The organism is Aureibaculum luteum (assembly GCF_003449015.1).
Lineage (GTDB): Bacteria > Bacteroidota > Bacteroidia > Flavobacteriales > Flavobacteriaceae > Aureibaculum > Aureibaculum luteum.
Genome location: NZ_QRGD01000001.1, coordinates 854,763 through 874,559, shown reverse-complemented (window position 1 = coordinate 874,559; position 19,797 = coordinate 854,763). Strand labels below are relative to the sequence as shown.

At 31.9% G+C, this 19,797-nt stretch carries 17 protein-coding genes; 7 read left to right on the top strand and 10 right to left on the bottom strand.

Annotation, left to right across the window (positions count from 1 at the left end):
• Positions 1–260: 260 nt before the first annotated feature.
• Positions 261–2,393 carry a carboxy terminal-processing peptidase gene (locus D3P13_RS03840; protein ID WP_232829125.1) on the top strand — a complete coding sequence of 711 codons (2,133 nt, stop codon included), beginning with the start codon at positions 261–263 and terminating at the stop codon, positions 2,391–2,393.
• A 67-nt stretch (positions 2,394–2,460) separates the two neighbouring features.
• Here the strand turns inward: D3P13_RS03840 and D3P13_RS03835 are convergent, their stop codons facing one another.
• A complete protein-coding gene (locus D3P13_RS03835; protein ID WP_117879956.1) occupies positions 2,461–4,254 on the bottom strand; it encodes a chloride channel protein in 1,794 nt (597 codons plus the stop codon).
• Between the two features lie 19 nt (positions 4,255–4,273).
• Positions 4,274–6,019: an aspartate--tRNA ligase gene (gene aspS, locus D3P13_RS03830; protein WP_117879955.1), complete on the bottom strand. Its 1,746-nt coding sequence runs from the start codon at positions 6,017–6,019 to the stop codon at positions 4,274–4,276.
• Positions 6,020–6,201: 182 nt separating this feature from the next.
• Here aspS and D3P13_RS03825 point away from each other — a divergent pair, with 182 nt between their 5' ends.
• Positions 6,202–8,775: a carboxylesterase family protein gene (locus D3P13_RS03825; protein WP_117879954.1), complete on the top strand. Its 2,574-nt coding sequence runs from the start codon at positions 6,202–6,204 to the stop codon at positions 8,773–8,775.
• 46 nt (positions 8,776–8,821) lie between these two features.
• Here D3P13_RS03825 and D3P13_RS03820 read toward each other — a convergent pair whose 3' ends face one another.
• Complete coding sequence (locus tag D3P13_RS03820; RefSeq protein WP_117879953.1) at positions 8,822–9,358, bottom strand: RNA methyltransferase; 537 nt, start codon at positions 9,356–9,358, stop codon at positions 8,822–8,824.
• A 183-nt stretch (positions 9,359–9,541) separates the two neighbouring features.
• Between D3P13_RS03820 and mutS the strand changes: the two genes are divergently transcribed.
• The gene (gene mutS / locus D3P13_RS03815) at positions 9,542–12,115 is read left to right on the top strand and encodes a DNA mismatch repair protein MutS (RefSeq protein WP_198679950.1); all 2,574 of its coding nucleotides are present in this window, start codon (positions 9,542–9,544) and stop codon (positions 12,113–12,115) included.
• Positions 12,116–12,149: 34 nt separating this feature from the next.
• Positions 12,150–13,901, top strand: coding sequence for a carboxypeptidase-like regulatory domain-containing protein (locus tag D3P13_RS03810; RefSeq protein ID WP_117879951.1), 1,752 nt, complete (start codon positions 12,150–12,152; stop codon positions 13,899–13,901).
• Between the two features lie 37 nt (positions 13,902–13,938).
• Here D3P13_RS03810 and D3P13_RS03805 read toward each other — a convergent pair whose 3' ends face one another.
• Positions 13,939–14,391 (bottom strand): GNAT family N-acetyltransferase, encoded by a 453-nt coding sequence (locus D3P13_RS03805; RefSeq protein ID WP_117879950.1) that lies wholly within the window; start codon positions 14,389–14,391, stop codon positions 13,939–13,941.
• 91 nt (positions 14,392–14,482) lie between these two features.
• On the opposite strand from D3P13_RS03805, the gene D3P13_RS03800 reads away from it, so the two are divergent.
• Genes D3P13_RS03800 through D3P13_RS03790 form a run of 3 tightly spaced genes read left to right on the top strand, consistent with a single transcriptional unit; the run spans position 14,483 to position 15,866 of the window.
• Positions 14,483–14,971: a SecDF P1 head subdomain-containing protein gene (locus tag D3P13_RS03800; RefSeq protein WP_117879949.1), complete on the top strand. Its 489-nt coding sequence runs from the start codon at positions 14,483–14,485 to the stop codon at positions 14,969–14,971.
• Between the two features lie 45 nt (positions 14,972–15,016).
• Entirely contained in the window at positions 15,017–15,304 is a 288-nt protein-coding gene (locus tag D3P13_RS03795) for a Sec-independent protein translocase subunit TatA/TatB (RefSeq protein ID WP_117879948.1), read from the top strand.
• 1 nt (position 15,305) lies between these two features.
• Positions 15,306–15,866: a phosphatase PAP2 family protein gene (locus D3P13_RS03790; RefSeq protein ID WP_232829124.1), complete on the top strand. Its 561-nt coding sequence runs from the start codon at positions 15,306–15,308 to the stop codon at positions 15,864–15,866.
• Positions 15,867–15,885: 19 nt separating this feature from the next.
• On the opposite strand, the gene D3P13_RS03785 is transcribed toward D3P13_RS03790, so the two are convergent.
• From D3P13_RS03785 to D3P13_RS03760, 6 genes are all read right to left on the bottom strand, one after another.
• A complete protein-coding gene (locus D3P13_RS03785) occupies positions 15,886–16,311 on the bottom strand; it encodes a hypothetical protein (protein WP_117879947.1) in 426 nt (141 codons plus the stop codon).
• Between the two features lie 87 nt (positions 16,312–16,398).
• Positions 16,399–17,040, bottom strand: a complete 642-nt coding sequence (locus tag D3P13_RS03780) for an O-methyltransferase (RefSeq protein WP_117879946.1) — start codon at positions 17,038–17,040, stop codon at positions 16,399–16,401.
• A gap of 48 nt (positions 17,041–17,088) precedes the next feature.
• Positions 17,089–17,358, bottom strand: a complete 270-nt coding sequence (locus D3P13_RS03775) for a hypothetical protein (RefSeq protein ID WP_117879945.1) — start codon at positions 17,356–17,358, stop codon at positions 17,089–17,091.
• 6 nt (positions 17,359–17,364) lie between these two features.
• Positions 17,365–17,934 (bottom strand): sigma-70 family RNA polymerase sigma factor, encoded by a 570-nt coding sequence (locus D3P13_RS03770; protein ID WP_117879944.1) that lies wholly within the window; start codon positions 17,932–17,934, stop codon positions 17,365–17,367.
• A 26-nt stretch (positions 17,935–17,960) separates the two neighbouring features.
• Positions 17,961–18,929: a succinylglutamate desuccinylase/aspartoacylase family protein gene (locus tag D3P13_RS03765; protein WP_117879943.1), complete on the bottom strand. Its 969-nt coding sequence runs from the start codon at positions 18,927–18,929 to the stop codon at positions 17,961–17,963.
• Positions 18,889–19,797 (bottom strand): RimK family alpha-L-glutamate ligase, encoded by a 909-nt coding sequence (locus D3P13_RS03760; RefSeq protein WP_117879942.1) that lies wholly within the window; start codon positions 19,795–19,797, stop codon positions 18,889–18,891. The genes D3P13_RS03765 and D3P13_RS03760 overlap by 41 nt, the downstream gene beginning before the upstream one ends.

Genomic DNA, 19,797 nt, shown 5'->3' with positions numbered 1-19,797 from the left:
TGAGTTGCACAGTACAATTAGGTTCCTAAAATTGTTAAAAAGCGATGAAAAATCAGCAATTTTTAATCAATAAATAGCATTTAATCGGTTGATTAATAGCTTTACGAATTGTTTAACATTTATTTTATAACAGAATTTAAATTTAAACGTTTTGAAGTAGTTTGACTCTAAATCGAGAAAGATCAAATGCAAAAAATCTGTTAAATCCTTTAAAAATTAAATTATTGGCACTATTTTAGTAGATTAGTTGAATATACTGAATGAAAAAAATAATAAACTTTATGAAATCGAATTATAAAATTATACTCCCAATAATTTTATTGGCTGGCGTATTGTTAAGCTTTAATATGAAGCAAAACCCAGATCCTGAAAAAGAAAAAATATTGTTGGGACTGATAAGATCGGCATTAACGCAAGGTCATTATCAGCCACATGAAATAAATGATGAATTTTCAACTGCTGTTTATAATAACTTTATTGAAGGGTTAGATCCTGCAAAGCGATTTTTTACGCAAGAAGACCTTAAAATATTTGAAAAATATAAACTTCAGTTAGATGATCAAATAAAAAAAGAAGACCTATCCTTTTATCGGATTGTAACTTCAAAATATTTACAACGCGTTCAAGAAGCAAAAGGGTTTTATAAGGAAATTTTAAAACATCCGTTTGACTTTAACAAGGATGAAGTTTTTGATGTTGATTATGAAAATAAAGCTTTTCCAAAAAATGAGGTAGAATTAATTATCAATTGGCAAAAGCAATTTAAGTTAACAACGTTATCTCGTTTACACAGTAAAATTGAAGCACAAGAAGATAAGCAAAAAGAAGATCCTAAAACTGAAGTAAAAACTTTTGAGGAGCTAGAAGTTGAGGCTAGAGAAGCTACGTTGAAAAGCATGGAAGAGTTTTTTGAATATAAAGATGAAGAGGATGATGAAGATTGGTATTCTATTTTTATTAATAGTATTTCTACAGAATTTGACCCGCATACAACCTATTTTGCTCCTAGAACCAAAAAGAAATTTGATAGTGAAATGTCAGGTAAAATTGAAGGGATTGGTGCTAGATTGCAACGAAAAGGTGAGTATACCCGTGTCGATGAACTTGTTTCTGGAGGACCCGCTTGGAGAGATGGAAATTTAGAAGTTGGTGATATAATTACTAAAGTAGCACAAGCTGATGGCGAGCCATTAGATATTGTTGGAATGCGTTTAGATGATGCAATAGAATTTATTAAGGGTAAAAAAGGTACTGAAGTGAGGCTTACTGTTAAAAAGCTGGATGGTTCCGTTAAGATTATCCCTATAATAAGAGATGTTATTGAACTTGAAGAAACTTTTGCCAAAACGAGTGTTGTAGAAATGGGCAATAGAAAACTTGGAGTTATTGATTTGCCAAAATTCTATATAGATTTTAGCGAAAGAAATTTTAGAAACTCAGCTACAGATATGGCACTTGAGGTAGAAAGATTAAATAAAGAGAATGTTGAAGCTTTAGTAATTGATTTACGGAATAATGGCGGTGGCTCTTTAGATACAGCAATTGATATTGCAGGGTTATTTATTGAAGAAGGACCTATTGTTCAAGTAAAATATAAAGACGGCGAACCAAAAATTCGTTCGGATGAAGATTATAAAATTCAATGGAATAAACCATTGGTAATTATTGTAAATGAATTATCAGCATCTGCTTCAGAAATTTTTGCAGCTGCAATGCAAGATTATAATAGAGCAGTAATTATTGGTAGTAAGCAAAGTTATGGAAAAGGTACTGTACAAAATTATATGGCACTTAACAGATACTTTGATTATCCTAAAGATTTAGGAGCTTTAAAATTGACTATTCAAAAATTTTATAGAATAAATGGAGGCTCTACACAGCTTAAAGGTGTGGTTTCTGATGTTGCTTTACCAGATAGATATGCATATTTAAAAATTGGAGAAAGAGATGAAGCAACCTCATTGAAATGGGATAAAATTGCAAGTGCCGACTATAAAGTATGGAATGGCTATTCAAATTTTGATGATGTAATAAATAATAGTAAAAAACGTGTTGCTGAAAATGAACAGTTTAAATTGATTGATAGTAATGCAAAATGGTTAAAAGAAGGTCAAGACGATACTAAAGTTTATTTGAGTTATAAAAAATATAATGAAGATTTAAAAAATAGAGAAGAGGAAGGTAATCGATTTAAAAGTCTTTATGAATATAAAAATAACCTGAGTTTTACTTCACTGCCCTATGAATTAGAGTTGTTTAAACAAGATTCTCTTTTGGCTAAGAAACGTGAGGTTTGGCACAAGAACTTAAGTAAAGATATTTATATAGAAGAAGCTTTAAATATAGCTGCCGATCTAAAAATTAGGACTGAAAAACCTTTGGTAAAGAATTAATTTAATTCCTTTTTATTATAATAATTAAATCCCTTTAAGTAGATCATTTACTCAAAGGGATTATTTTTTATATTGAAGTTACATTTATTAAAGTCTGTCTATAAGCAGTCAATAATCTTGATTTAGAAATAAAGCCAAAGTATTTACCTTCTTTGATAACCACTAAATTCCAAGCACCTGAAGATTTAAATTTATTTAAAATATCTTCTGTAGTATGCTTTTCATAATAGATAATATCTGGAGCACTACGCATTAAACTCTCAACGGTAACGGTGTCATATAGTTTACTATCAAACATGATACTTCTAATATCGTTTAAGGTTAAAATTCCTAAGAACTGATTGTCTTCATCTACAACAGGAAAGTGATTTCTCGATGACTTCGCAACGGCTTTAGTTACTACTTCTCTTAACGTCATTTGAGGATAAAGAAGAATAAAATTTGTTTCAATAATTTTATCCAAATCTAACATCATTAAAACATTTTTATCTTTATCGTGCGTAATTAATTGACCTCTTTCTGCCAATTGTTTATGGTAAATATTATGTGGAACATATTTTTTAGCAATAATATAAGATATAGACGAAACAATCATTAATGGTACAAATAATTCGTATCCACCAGTGATTTCTGCAATTAAGAAAATCGCTGTCAATGGGGCGTGCAAAATACCAGCCATTAATCCAGCCATACCGACCATAGCAAAATTAGTTAATGATAACTGGTGTACAAACAAATTAGTATGATTGATTATAAGGGCAAATACATAACCCGTAACGCTACCTGTAAAAAGTGTTGGACCAAAAATACCGCCCACTCCACCAGCTCCAAAAGTGAAAGAAGTGGCAACCACCTTAAAAATAACCAAACCAATTAGCAGTGTTATGATAATCCACGTACTATCTGTGGCTGTATGAAATATATTATTAACTAAAACAGGATCTATGTCTCCTCTTAGAATGTTGTTGATGGTTTCATAGCCTTCACCAAAAAGTGGAGGTACAAAATAAATGATAACTCCTAATAAAACTCCACCAACTATTAATCTCTTATACAAATTGGTTATCGATCTAAAAAAAGTATTCAGTCTGAAATAAATTTTACTAAAATAAACAGAAACCGATGCAGAGATTACACCTAATAATATATAGAATAATACATCCTTAAAACTAAAAGATTCTTGTAAAGTAAAATGTAACAATACATCATTTCCAAAAAAGAAATAAGAAGTTAATACCGCACAAATTGAAGCTATCAAGAGCGGTATCATAGATGCCATAGTTAATTCTAAACTAAATATTTCTACAGCAAATACAATGGCGGTAATAGGAGCTTTAAATATTGAAGCCATAGCTCCAGCAGCAGCAGCTCCAATTAACAATGTTCTTGTTGTTTGATTTAAATGAAATAATCTTGCTGTATTAGAGCCTATAGCGGCAGAAGTTGCTACTGTTGGGCCTTCTAAACCCACAGAACCACCAAAACCAACCGTTAATGGAGCCAAAATTAAAGAGGCCCACATTTGATGGCTTGGCATCAACCCTTTTTGTTTTGAAATTGCAAATAGGGTGGATGGAATTCCATGCCCTATCTTTTTTTTAATTAGCTTTCTTTTTATAATTAGAACAAGTAGTAAGCCAATTAATGGAAATATAAAATAAAAGGCCTGATGTAAATCTTTTATAAACTGTCCTTCTAGTAAATTCTGAATTAAATGTACTAAATTCTTAATGGTTACGGCAACGAGACCTGCCAATAAACCAATGACTGCACTTAGTATATATATAAACTGTTTTTCGGGGATGTGTTTGTATCTCCAAATTAAGAATTTACGTAATACTATTTTTAATGGGCTTGACATTTTTTAGTTTATGATAGAGCTATCTTAATTTCAAATTAAGCTCTTTTAATTGAGATTCATCAATTGGTGCCGGAGCATCAATCATTACATCTCTACCTGAGTTATTTTTAGGGAACGCAATAAAATCACGAATGGTTTCTTGTCCGCCTAAAATAGCAACCAGTCTGTCTAAGCCAAAGGCAATACCACCATGTGGTGGTGCACCATATTCAAAAGCATTCATTAAGAAACCAAACTGAGCTTTTGCTTCCTCTTTGGTAAACCCTAAATGGTCAAACATTAAAGATTGTGTTGTTTTATCATGTATTCTTATAGATCCACCTCCAATTTCATTACCATTTAAAACCAAATCGTAAGCATTAGCTCTAACTTTTGCAGGATCAGAATCTAACAATTTAATATCTTCAGGTTTTGGTGATGTAAACGGGTGGTGCATAGCATGGAAACGTTTTGTTTCTTCATCCCATTCTAATAAAGGAAAATCAACTACCCATAATGGTGCAAATTGTTTTGGGTTACGCAAGCCTAAACGCTCAGCCAATTCCATTCGTAAAGCACTCAGTTGTGCTCTTACCTTGTTTGTTTGTCCTGATAGTACACAAATTAAATCGCCAGCTTTCGCTCCAGTAACTTCCGCCCATTTGGCCAAATCATCTTGGTCGTAAAATTTGTCAACAGATGATTTAAAAGTGCCATCTTCATTACAGCGTACATATACCATTCCTAATGCACCAACTTGTGGGCGTTTAACCCAGTCTGTTAGTTTATCAATTTCTTTTCTCGTGTAACTATTTCCTCCAGGTACTGCAATGGCAACTACTAATTCTGCTTGATTAAAAACGTTAAATTCTTTATGTTGAGCCACTTCATTCAGTTCACCAAACTCCATTCCAAAACGGATATCAGGTTTGTCGTTACCATATTTTTTCATGGCATCATCAAACGTCATTCTAGGAAATTTTTCTACATCAACATTATTAATTTCTTTTAATAAATGACGAGTTAGTCCTTCAAAAGCGTTTAAAATGTCTTCTTGTTCAACAAAAGCCATTTCACAGTCAATCTGTGTAAATTCAGGCTGTCTATCTGCACGTAAATCTTCATCGCGAAAGCATTTTACAATCTGGAAATACTTATCTAAGCCACCTACCATTAATAATTGCTTAAAGGTTTGTGGACTTTGAGGTAAAGCATAAAATTGACCTTCATTCATTCTAGAAGGCACAACAAAATCACGTGCACCTTCTGGTGTCGATTTTATTAAATAGGGAGTTTCTACCTCAATAAAATCTTGTTTTGATAAGTAATTTCTAACTTCATGAGCCACTTTAGCACGAAAAATTAATTTTTCTTTTACAGGATTTCTTCGAATATCTAAGTAGCGATATTTCATTCTCAATTCTTCACCACCATCCGTTTTGTCTTCAATAGTAAATGGAGGTAATAATGCTTCATTTAGCACCGTTAATTCAGAAACTAGTATTTCAATTTCACCTGTTGGAATATTTGGATTTTTAGAAGCTCGTTCAATTACGTTCCCTTTTACTTGGATTACAAATTCTCGCCCTAATTTTTGAGCTTGATCTAAAATTGCTTTTGAAGTACGTTCTTCATCAAAAATAAGTTGGGTAATTCCATATCTATCACGTAAATCTACCCAAATCATAAATCCTTTATCACGTACTTTTTGAACCCATCCAGAAAGGGTAACTTCATTATTAATATTTGATGATGTTAATTCACCACAATTATGACTTCTATACATTGTAAAAAAATTGAAGTGCAAATTTAATGATTTACTATTGGGTTTAAAGAATTTCTGAGATTATTTAGAGTAGATATAGTAAAATATTCTTTCGACATAGAGAACTTGCTCTTGGTCTAAAAAATTACGGCAAAATTATAATTATTAATAATTTCGAGGTGTTAAATTTAATTCTAGAATAAATGAAAATATTTACACAAATAAAATTGGTTGTTACATTAGTTTTAGCTTTTACATTAAGTATTTCTAACGCCCAAAAAACGGGTAACATAGTGGAGTACTTTGGTAAAGAAAAAGTCAATGAAGTTAGCGAAGGCAAGGTGTTACATGTTTTTAAAACAGGATTGGCACTACAAATGCCACGTTTTGGGTTCGAATCTTCCTCTTTTCCTAATGATCCTGTTTTTGAACGGTTTCTAAGTAATACCGAGTATAGAGCTAAAAAAGAGGCTGCTTTTGATATTGATTATCTAGGCGAACAGTTACAGTGGAAAGCAATTAAAGTTGATAGTTCAAGTAGTTTTTCTGATCGTAGTTTACGATCGTCTTATGTGTATTTATCTTATAGATCGAATGCTGAAAAAATAGTACTTTTTGAAGCTTCTGGTCATTCATTGGCTTTAGTTAATGGTTTTCCGCATGAAGGTGACCATTATGATTTTGGTTATAGCCTTATCCCTATAAAATTAAAAAAAGGAGAGAATGTTTTTGTGTTGAAAGTGGGGCGTTTTCCAAGAATAAGGGCAAGGTTAATAACTCCTAGTACCGGGGTGCAATTTACGACAAGAGATATGACGTTACCTGATGTTCAGTCTGAAGAGGATATGGAATATAAAGGAGCTATTAGGGTTATAAATGCTACTGAAAATTGGATAAAAAAAGCAACCATTGATGCCAAATTGGGTCAAAAGAACTTAGAAACTAGTATTACTACTATTCCGCCATTATCAGTGCAGAAAGTGCCCTTTACTTTTGCTTCGTCACCACTTGAGGTTTCCAAAGAAGGCATTGAAATGCAATTGCAGTTGAAAAATAGTAAAGGTCTTGCCCTTGATCAACAAGCAGTTAAACTTCAAATAAAATCAAAATACAAACATCATAAAAAGACCTTTATCAGTAAAATAGATGGTAGTGTGCAATATTATAGTGTGGCTCCATCCACAACTAGAGACGCTTCACAGGCGTTATTTTTATCGGTACATGGTGCGTCTGTGGAAGCCGTAAATCAGGCGAACGCGTATCAACAAAAAGATTGGGGAAATTTAGTAGCCCCTACTAATCGTCGTCCATTTGGCTTTGCCTGGGAAGATTGGGGGAGATTAGATGCTTTGGAAGTTTTAGCAGATGCAACAACTATTTATAATCCAGATGACAGTAAAATTTATTTAACGGGTCATTCAATGGGTGGACATGGTACTTGGTATTTAGGAGCGACCTATCCTGATAAATTTGCTGCTATTGCTCCATGTGCAGGTTATCCTGATTTATTGGCCTATCGTGATGGTTTTACAAAACGAATGTTAGAAATGACACCTGAACAATTGGAGCGTGTTGGACTATCACCAAAAACTGTAGAGCGTATGAAGTTACAATCTATAAATACGCCTTTAGAAAATATTATAGAAAGAGCGGGTACTCCAAGTAGAACTCTAAAATTGGAACGTAATTATTTACAAAGTGGTGTTTACATATTACATGGCGAAAAGGATAATGTAGTGCCAACAATTATTGCAAGACAAATGCGAGAGCGTTTGGGTAAATTTCATAATGATTTTACGTATTATGAATATCCTGATGGTACCCATTGGTATGGAAATCACAGTGTAGATTGGGCTCCAATTTTTGATTTTTTCAAACAACGGACTATTAAAAAGGATGAAGATGTGAAAAAGTTAGAATTTTATACAGGATCACCAGGAGTTTCTGCAACGGCTAATTTTATAACAATCTATCAACAAGAAAAACCATTTGAAGTTAGTTCTTTTGATATGTCAAAGGAAAAGGATTTTAATATCAATACTAATAATGTTGCCCTTTTGGAAGTTGATTTGTCAACATTATCTGACACAATAAATACACTAACGCTTGATGGTGAAGCATTAGAAATTACTGCTAAAAATAAGAATTACTTTAAAAAAGAGAACGGTAATTGGAAAACAACTATGGTACCTTCTTTAAGCGAAAAAGGACCACATAGAAATGGAGGGTTTAAAGATGCTTTTAGAAATAATGTGGTTTTCGTATACGGTACAAAAGGAGATGCTTCTGAAAATGAATGGAATTACCACAAAGCTCTTTTTGATGCTGAAACTTTTTATTATCGTGCAAACGGAAATGTAGAAATGATAAAAGACACTGATTTTTCTTTAAAAAAATATGCTGATAGAAATGTTATCATTTATGGGAATAAAGACACTAATGTAGCGTGGAAATTACTGTTAAAAGACAGTCCGATTCAAGTTAAAAATAATGAAGTTGATTTTGGAGGAAAAAAACTGATAGGAAACCAATGGGGAATGTACTTTACTACAGCAAGAAAAGATAGTAATTCTGCAAGTGTTGGTGTAGTTACTGCCACAGGAGATGAAGGTATGAAAGCGACTTACGCCAATCATTATATGGTGAATGGAACAACCTTTCCTGATGTTCTACTTTTTGATAGTCAAGTGCTCAATGAGGGTATTGATGCTGTAAAATGTGCAGGTTTTTTCGGAAACGATTGGTCTATTGAAAACGGGGATTTTGAATGGAAATAAAATAGTAACAGATTTTAGAAAAGAGGTTTAAGAAAATATATAATGACTATGATCTCTTTTCTATTTTATTGAATAAATCCCATAAAACGACTCCACAAGTTACCGAAATATTTAAGGAATGTTTGGTGCCATATTGTGGAATTTCAAGACAGTAGTCTGATGCGGAGACAACAGTTTGTTGTACGCCTTTAACTTCGTTACCTAAAATTACAGCTAATTTCTTTCCTTTTACAGGTGTAAAATTTTGAAGTTCAATACTGTTTTCGGCTTGTTCAATAGATGCAATTTCAACGTTTTCGCTTTTTAATTTTTCAATAAGCGTCAACGTATCTTCTGCATGCTCCCAATCAACAGTATCTGTCGCTCCCAAAGCCGTTTTATGAATATCTTTATGTGGTGGTTGTGCGGTAATACCGCAGAGGTAAATTTTTTCAACAAGAAAGGCATCAGACGTTCTAAACACCGAGCCAATATTATTTAAACTCCTGATGTTATCAAGTATAACAATTAATGGTGTCTTAGAGGCCTCTTTGAATTCGTTGGTGTTTAATCGATCTAGCTCGCTGTTTTTTAATTTCCTCATGGTTCAATTTTCAGTTTATTGTTTTCAGTTGCCCGTATTAATTGTCCAAAAGTAAATAATAAATATGACGATTGTGAATAATTGATACAGCTTCATTTTAAACTCACTCTAAAAAAATGTAACTTCGCGTCTTATCATTTAATCTCCAGAATCTTGGCTAAAACAAAAAAAGTCACCCCATTAATGAAGCAATATAATGCCATCAAGGTAAAATATCCTGATGCGATGTTATTATTTAGAGTGGGCGATTTTTACGAAACTTTCGGTGAAGATGCTGTTAAAGCAGCTGGTGTATTAGGAATCGTTTTAACCAAACGGGGTGCAGGTAGCGAAAGCGAAACTGCCTTGGCAGGGTTTCCACATCATTCCTTAAATACGTATTTGCCCAAATTGGTAAAAGCGGGAATGCGAGTTGCTATTTGCGATCAGTTGGAAGATCCTAAAATGACTAAAACCATTGTAAAACGTGGGGTAACGGAATTAGTAACGCCTGGGGTTGCTTTAAATGATGAGGTATTACAATCTAAAACCAATAACTTTTTAGCAGCCATTCATTTTGGTAAAAGAAAGTTGGGGATATCATTTTTAGATATTTCTACAGGCGAATTTTTAGTGGCAGAGGGTAATGAAGAATATATTGATAAACTGCTTCAGAATTTTGGTCCAAGTGAGGTTTTAGTCCAAAAGCAGTTCAAAAACAAGTTTAAAGAAGCTTTTGGAGAGCGTTATTATACGTTCTATTTAGATGATTGGATTTTTCAAGAAGATTATGCCAATGAACAACTCACAGAACATTTTAAGATAAAATCACTTAAAGGTTTTGGTATTGACGATTTACAACACGGTATTGTTTCTGCGGGTGCAATTTTATATTACCTGTCAGAAACGCAACATAAAAAATTAGAACATATTTCTACCATTCATCGTGTGGAAGAAGATCATTATGTTTGGATGGATCGCTTTACGGTTCGTAATTTAGAATTGTATTATTCCAATCAACCAGAAGCAGTAACACTATTAGATGTTATCGACAGAACTATTTCACCAATGGGTGGAAGACTGCTAAAACGCTGGTTGGCATTGCCTCTAAAGAATTTGAAACAAATTCAGCAACGGCACGAAATTGTGAAATATCTGATTGATAATGATGATTTTTATAATGGAATTACGTATCAAATAAAGCAAATTAGTGATATTGAAAGACTGATTTCTAAAGTAGCTACGGGGAAGATAAATCCACGAGAAGTAGTGTTGTTAAAAGACTCTTTAAAAGCTATTTTACCTATAAAAATAAATGCTGAAAAAAGTGATAATAAGTCATTGCAACAATTAGGGAAACAACTACATAATTGTACTGATTTAATTGAGAAAATAGCAATAACTATAAATGAGAATGCTCCGGTAAATATCAATAAAGGAAACACAATTGCGAATAATGTCTCCAAAGAATTAGATGATTTAAGAGGTATTTCTACAAATGCTAAAGATTATTTGGATGCTATGCTAGCACGAGAATCTGAACGCACCAAAATACCTAGTTTAAAAATTTCTTTTAATAATGTATTTGGATATTATATCGAGGTCAGAAACTCTCATAGAGACAAGGTTCCTGAAGAGTGGGTTAGAAAGCAAACGTTAGTAAATGCCGAACGTTATATTACTGAAGAGCTAAAAGAATACGAAACCAAAATTTTAGGAGCTGAAGAAAAAATTGCAGTGTTAGAGCAGCAAATTTTTGCTGATTTATTAAAGTTTATGACGGTGCATATTTTGCAAGTTCAAGAAAATGCTCAACGGGTGGCTAAATTAGATTGCTTATGCTCATTTACGCAAACGGCAAAAGACCATAATTATGTGCGTCCGCAATTGGATGAAAGTACTGATTTAGAGATCAAAAATGGCCGCCATCCTGTAATAGAAAAACAATTACCTATTGGCGAAGAATATATTGCTAATGATGTAGTACTGAATAGAGGTCAGCAGCAAATTATTATGATTACGGGTCCTAATATGAGTGGTAAGTCAGCTATTTTACGTCAAACCGCTTTAATTGTTTTGTTGGCACAGATGGGTAGTTATGTGCCTGCACAACAAGCCAGAATTGGTGTGGTTGATAAAATATTTACTAGAGTAGGGGCAAGTGATAATATATCTATGGGAGAATCTACTTTTATGGTAGAAATGAACGAAACTGCTAATATTTTAAATAATATATCTGAACGTAGTTTGGTATTATTAGATGAAATTGGTCGTGGAACAAGTACGTATGACGGAATTTCAATTGCCTGGGCAATTGCTGAATATTTACATGAACATCCTTCAAAGGCTAAAACATTATTTGCCACACATTATCATGAATTAAATGACATGACCGAAACTTTTGATCGGGTCAAAAACTTCAATGTTTCTATAAAAGAATTGAAAGACAATGTTATTTTTCTTAGAAAATTGGTGCCAGGTGGTAGTGAACATAGTTTCGGAATACATGTAGCTAAATTAGCAGGTATGCCAGCTTCGGTAATTCACAGAGCCAATAAAATGCTGAAAAAGTTGGAAGCGAGTCACTCTTCAGATGAAATTAAAGACAAGCTCAAACAAGCAACCGAAGAAGATGTACAACTTAGCTTTTTTCAGTTAGACGATCCTCTGTTGGAAGATATAAAAGAAGAGATATTAGCTACAAATATTGATACGTTAACACCGATTGAAGCCTTAATGAAATTGAATGAGATTAAGCGAATGTTGATTAAAAAATAGGACATTATTACGTTTTTAAAAATTATATTTTCGAATGAAAATTTCTATAATAACTAAGTCTTTGTTGGTTCTTATTTTAACAATTTCTTCTATATTTTGTTCAGGTCAAACTACTACCACTACTATAGAAGGCTATGTTTTTGACAAAGTGACTAAGACTCCGTTGCCATATGCAGTAGTAATATTTACGAATACAGGGGTATATGCAACATGTAATGAGGATGGGAAATTTCAAATAAGTACAAATAGAGATATTGAATTACTTGAAATTAGATATCTTGGTTACCAATCAAAAAAGGTTTCTAAAGACTTTTTTAGTTTAAATAGTATACTTTACCTAGAAGAATCTTCAACAAATCTAAAGGAAGTTGTACTCAATGCAAGCAAAGAGGATCTTTATAAATTACTTTATAAATTAATCAAAAAGTATCGTCGTAAAAATGATGTAATTAATAATAAGGCTTATTTTAATTTAAGCTCTAAAACGGGAGATGTTCCATTAGAACATTTCGATGGGTTATACAATAGTAGCCAACAATTATCTAAGGGTATTTCTCGATTAGATTTAAAAACAGGTAGGTTCGGACAAAATAAATTATTTCCTTTTTACAGTTTGAATTATGTTTACCTACTTCGAAATTTTAGTTTATTTGGAAATATAAACCATATGTTACCTCAATACCCTGGGAATATGTCACTTTCTGAAATAAAAAAATATTATAATTTAAAGCTTATAACAAAGGGCAATGATCATGATGTAGCAATTTCATTTTTACCTAAAGATGAAAATAAAGAAGTTTTTTCTGGCGAATTACTTTTTCAAAAAGAGGAATTAATTCTTAAAAAAATTGAAATTTTCATTGAGCATCCAAATCGGTTTAAATTAATGCCAATCGTTAAAAACGACTCATCTTCTATCAATAAATTAAATCTTAATGTAATATTTAATCCTATTGATTTTAATAGAATTCAATATTTTAATATTGAGTTTGATCTTAATTATTATTCTGGATATCATTCTGGAAAGACTAAGAAAAATATAAAAACTACGGCTATACTTTATTTATATGATTATGATGATCAGTTTACTAAGCCTTATTTCACCAATACAATTAAATTCACAAATGATTATGAAAAGCTTTTAGCTTTACCAATTTCTAATAAAATATGGAATGAAAACTATCCTTATCCTAAGAGTGAGGAAAATATTGAAATTGTAGATTTCTTTAAAGAAAGAAATTATTTACATAGTTATATTGAAAGTGAAATACCATTAAAGGCAGCAGTCTACATAACAAGATCATCCTTATTGTGGAGTAATGAAAGAAAACTTACATTTGGTGATTTAGCAAATGGACCTGGAGTTAATTTAAATTTTTCTTATGCTTTAAATTTCTTTGAAAATAGTGATGATAAATTCATATACACCCTTAAAACTTTATTTGATAGAGAATCTTCATTTTTCTTAGCGACTAGATATGCACCTGATATAGATCGTATCAACTTAGCTTTTGATATTTATGAGCTCTATCGTTGCCATTTACTGGAACAAATTAATGCTTCAATGTCAATTCAAGAAATAAAAGATTTAAGTAATACAGTTAGTTTAAAAGCAAAAATTCTTGTTAACCAGATGCTATTTGAAACTGTTCTTATAATTGGTTCTGAGATTTTATCAGAATCAGAAATATTTTTCAAGGCACAAGTACTGAACAAATGGAAAGATAAAATACATAACGAATTAGATAAATACAGGCTAGATTCAAATAAGAACGGTGCTGAATGAAATTAGCTTTACGCAACTACTTTTCTTAATATGTGGATTACAAATGGAATTTCATGCCCTCATGGCTATTTACAAACCCTAGCTTTTTATAAAATTTTATAGCATCTGGTCGTTTTTTATCTGTTGTAAGTTGCAGTAAATGAGCATTCCGTTGCTTGGCTCTTTCAATTGCCCAATCAAATACAAGTTTTCCAACACCCTTACCTCTAAAATCTTCTCTTATTCGTACAGCTTCAATTTGTGCTCTAACGCCACCTTGATAGGTTAAGTACTGAATAAAACTCATTTGTAAAGTGCCAATAATTTCAGTAGTATTAGTTTCAACAACAATTAATTCCTGATTTGGATCTTCATTAATAGCTTTAAAAGCGTTGAAATATTTCTCAGGAAGAGGTTCTTTATAATCCTCTCTTAACTTTCCAAGGGTATCACTAGCAATCATCTTTACAATGAATGGAACGTCATTTTTCGTTGCTTTTCTGAAATTCATATTTACTTGATTTTGGATAAGTATGCTAATATAAATATTATAATTTGGGCGTTGGAAATTCCGCTATCTTTGAACTTGCTAATATAATTTTATGAGACTTAAAATAATCATATTGAATGTCATTTTCTTCCTTTTGTGTTTTAACTCTTATGCTCAAGAAAATAACAATGGTTCTAAAGTTGTAAGGTTTAATGGTATTTACCAAACTTCAACTCTTGGAAAAGAGTTTATTTTAAAAAGTGATAGTACAAAAACGTTTAAAGTTGATACCAGTGGTTTTGTAGGAATTCATAGGTTTAAAAAAGTAAAGAATTCTTTTGATATTAGCGGAAGGCCATCGTTAACTATTGAGCTTGATGGAACTGGTAAAGACCAGTTTTTAATTTTAACTGAAAATAATATTGGTAAACCATTGGCCATAATAATTAATAATGTTTTGTATATGACTCCGATAGTTCATGGAGCCATACCGCATGGTGTGCTTGAAATTTCAGGATTTAATAGTGTTGAAGAACTGGAAAAATTGAAACGATTAATAGACGTAATTAAAATTCGTACAGCTAAAAGAGAATTAGATTAACTATTCTGCTAATTTCTATTATCTTTGTATTAATAAATTAAAATTATGTATTTTTTATTTATAAGTGGGGGCGAAATTTTTGTAGTGGTCGTTATTGTATTGATGCTTTTTGGTGCCGATAAAATTCCGGGTATTGCCCAAGGATTAGGGAAAGGCATGCGTCAGTTAAAAGACGCTACCAATGATATTAAAAGAGAGATTACTGAAACGGCTGAAAAACAAGGTATAGATACCAATTTAGCTAAGGGTCTTAAGAATGATATGAAATCTATTAAGGATAATATTAAGGATAATATAGACGACGTAACTGGACCTATAAAACGCAACTTATAATTTGGATTTATTAGACCAAATTCTTGAATACGATAAAGAATTAATTGTATATCTAAACAATTGGGGTTCTGAGCCCTGGGATTCTTTTTGGATGTTTATTACCAACCAATTCAGTTGGATTCCTTTATTTTTACTACTGTTCTATTTTATTTTTAAAGCCTATGGCTGGAAAAAGGGACTTATACTTGTCTTAGTCGTAGCAGCATTAGTGACATTTTCTGATCAGTTTGTAAATCTTATAAAAAATAATGTAGCTAGGTTACGACCTAATAATGACCCCACAGTTAATGAGCTTATTAGAATTTTAAAGAAACCGAGAGGTTATAGTTTCGTCTCAGGTCACTCAACAACATCTTTTGCGGTAACTACTTTTATGATAATAACGTTAAGAAAGTACTATAAATATCCCTTTTTACTGCTAGTTTGGCCACTGTTATTTGCGTACAGTAGAATATACATTGGTGTTCATTTTCCCATTGATATCTTTATGGGTATGTTATTAGGTATTACTATTGGGCTCTTGTTTTACAAAATAAGCTTATACTTTTTAAAAAAAGTATAAGCTTATTAATATTGGTACTTTAGTAGCTGTATCCATGTCGTTGAATTCTAGATTCTGAATTTAAAAAATCAGAGATACGCGTTTTTAAAGATCCTAATTTTCCTCGAAGTTGTCTAATTCTTTTGGTTAAAGAAAGATGTGCTTCTTTATAATTTTGAATCTCCATTTGATTTTCAGACTGCAATAAATTAGTAAAATGTGCTTTGTGTTTTTGCAATCCATCTAGTACATCTTTCAATAACCTGTCTTGAGTAGTTTTAGTGATTAAAACTATATTTTTTTGTACTTGAACATCGATGTGGTCTTTAACTTTTTTAGAATCCACGCGTTTTTTTAATTCATTTAATTCATAAATATATAAATCAAATTCTTTCACCCATCTAATGGTTTCTTTGTGCCATTGTTGAAAACTGGCTTTTTTTGAAGGTAGTGCTTGTGTGTTCATAGTTAGAGTAATTAGAAGTACTCTAAAGTTATACATACTTGACCAGATTACAAGTTAATAAAGTGTCAATCTTTAGTTAAAGAATTGTTATTTTATTCTACTTATAGTTAGGCCATCTCTAATAGGTAATAAAACGGTCTCAATTCTAAGATCTTCTTTAAGTAGTTTGTTATAGGTAAGCAATGCTTTTGTATCTTGGTCTTTAGGGTTTAATTTCTCAACCACCTTACCACTCCATAAGACATTATCTGACAAAATTATGCCACCTTTATTCATTTTGTCAATTACTAAGTTATAATAATTGATGTAGTTGCTTTTATCAGCATCAATAAATACCAAATCAAATTTCTCATTAATTGTTGGAATGATATCTATTGCATTTCCAATGTATTGTTTTATTTGATGTTTATATAAAGACTTATTAAAATATTTTTCTTGTAGAGAAGCCAGTTCTTCATTATGATCTATGGTATGTAAAATACCATCTTGTGAAAGGCCTTCTGCCAAGCATAACGCTGAATAACCTGTATATGTACCGATTTCTAAAATTGACTTGGGTTGTGTCAGTTTTGATAACATTGACAATACGCGACCTTGAAATGCCCCACTTAACATTCTTGGGTTCAAAACGGTTTGCCAAGTTTCTCTATTAAGTTGTTTTAATAATTGAGGCTCATTTTCTGAATGTTCTACTACGTAGTCGTCTATTTTTTGTGGTATAATATCCATCTTTTACTAAAATATTAAATAAAACTATCAAAAGCTAGTGTTGGAATATTATGTATTCGAATTTATTTTTTTTACTACTTCATTTTGAAGAGCTTCCTTTTCTTCTTTACAAAGTTTACGTTCACCCTCGGTTTTGTGTAAATGCTTACTACAAACTTTGGTTAAAGTGGCGTTTTGTTTAGAATATGCTCCACATATTTTACAACTAAAGAGATGTATTTTTAATTTTACTATCTCCAAAAAAGAAGCTTCCTTATATTGGCTTTTATTACAAATTGTGGTAGCCTCATCACAGCTAATAAAAATTTTCTTACTCATAAAATACTATTTTGCAAACCAGTTATCTTCCATACACTTTCTTAGTTGATGTCTAGCTCTATGTATGATAACCCAAAGATTAGACGCGGTAATATCTAACTCATTACAAATTTCTTCAGTTTCATAATGCTCAACATTTTTTAAATTAAAAACCAATCTGTATTTATCAGGTAGGTTATTAATACAATTATCTAACACGCTTTTAAGTTCTGTGTTTTCAATTTGTTTTTCAGCTTCATTATCCCATAATTGTGGAACACGTTCTTCTAACCAACTTCCTTTTTTATCTCCATCTTCATGAAAATTAACTTTTATTTCAGCTTTGCCTTTTCGTGAGTTTATTTTACGGTAATGGTCTATTATTTTACGTTTTAATATTGCAATTAACCATGTGCGTTCTGAAGCTTGACCTCTATAGTTTTTGGCTGCTTTTAAGGCTGAAAAAAAGGTTTCTTGAACAATATCTTTCGCTTGTTCGTGATTGTCTATTCGGGTTATCGTGTAATTGTATAAGTAGTCCGAATATTCCTTTACCCAGTTATTTGGCTCTAAGCTATGTTTGTTTTCGTCTGACATTAATTTAAAAAAGGTAAATATACGGATTATTCGCGTCCAATATGAAAAATGGCATCTCCTCGGTTAATAATAGGAAAATAATTTATAGCTATAATATAACCAGTTAATGGAGCTTTTATTTTTACAGAAGTTTCTCCATAAGTATCTGTAATGTCTCCAATTATTTGACCCTTCTCAACTTTATCCCCATTATGGACAAAAGCGTTGAATAAACCCGCTATTCTTGCTCTAACCCATCGTCTTTTAGTTATAGGGATGCTCATTTTAGCTTTGCGACTTGCCATTGGATTCGTTTTAATCATCTTTAAATGTTTTAAAATCCTTAATGTGCCAGCCATACCTTCTTTTATGGAATTTTCGTCGAATCTTAACGACTCGCCACCTTCATAAACAATAATAGGTATGCCTAGTTTTAGAGCTTCTTTTCTAAATGATTTATTTATCATTGCCGATGGAAAAAGAAATGGGGGACTAAATATTTCTGCTAATTTTTTGCTCTCTTCTGATGATTCTGTATATCTAATTTGAGGATAATTGCTTCGTTGGGCTCCTCCTGTATGAAAATCTATGGCATAATCTACATTATTGGCAATTTCCCTTAAATGGAAATAGGCAATTCTACTAGCTAATGAACCTGTTTTCGTTCCCGGAAAACTTCTATTAACATCTTTACCATGTACATCCCTAGAGAAATGTAAAAATCCAAAAACACTAAGTAAAGGGACTACAATAACACAACCTCTTTCTAAATTAAAGTACTTATTTTCAAGCATTCTTCTAATGATCTCAATACTGTTGGTCTCATCTCCGTGTAAACCGCCTTGAAGTAAAATGGTTGGGCCTTCTTTTTTTCCGTTAAACACATATACAGGAATTTCAATTAGTGTACCGGTAGGCAATCTGTCAATAGAGAATTTGATCAATACACTTTCTCCTAATCCAACTTTTTTACCTCTAATTTCTATGGTTTCGTTTTTGAATTTTTTCTCGAACATAATCTTCTGAAAATTTTATTATGTGGTATGCTACGTTTATTTGGGTGTATGCTTCTACGCCTTGTAGCCCCGGTGATGCATTTACTTCTAATAATAATGGGCCTTTTTTTGATCTAATAATGTCTACACCTGCTACAGGTAAACTTAAATATTTAGTAGCTCGTAAGGCTATATTTTTTTCTATTTCTGTTAAATTGGCAATTTCACCAGTGCCTCCTCTGTGTATATTAGACCTGAACTCACCAATGGCACCTTTTCTTTTCATTGAGGCTACAATTTTATTGCCTACAACAATTATTCTAATATCTTCTCCGTTAGATTCCTCTATATATTCTTGCAATAAAAAACTGGCATTCATAGTGTAAAAAGTGTCCATTATTGATTTTGCTGATTTCTTAGATTCAGCAATAATAACACCCATACCTTGAGTACCTTCTTGTAACTTAATAATTACCGGAGGGCCGCCTAATAATTCAATTTGCTCATTTATGTTTTTATGATTTATGGAAAAAACTGTTTGTGGAATGGGAATGTTTTTTCGATTCATAATTTGTAATGTGCGGACCTTATTTTGTGCTCTTAAAATCCCTAATGAGCGAGCCGTGCTAAATACGCCATTCATTTCAAATTCTTTAACAATTGCCGCTCCGTGTCTGCTTACTGTTGCTCCTATTCTGGGGATGATTACATCAGGTATATCCAGAATATTTTTACCTTCAAAAATTATTTGCGGCTTCCCTATACCTAATTTTACGGAGCATTCAGCATGATTAATTACCCTAACGTTATGCTTCAATTTTTTAGCTTCCTGCACTAATCTTTGTGTGGAATAAATGTTTTCACCAACAGAAAGGATAAAAATGTTCAT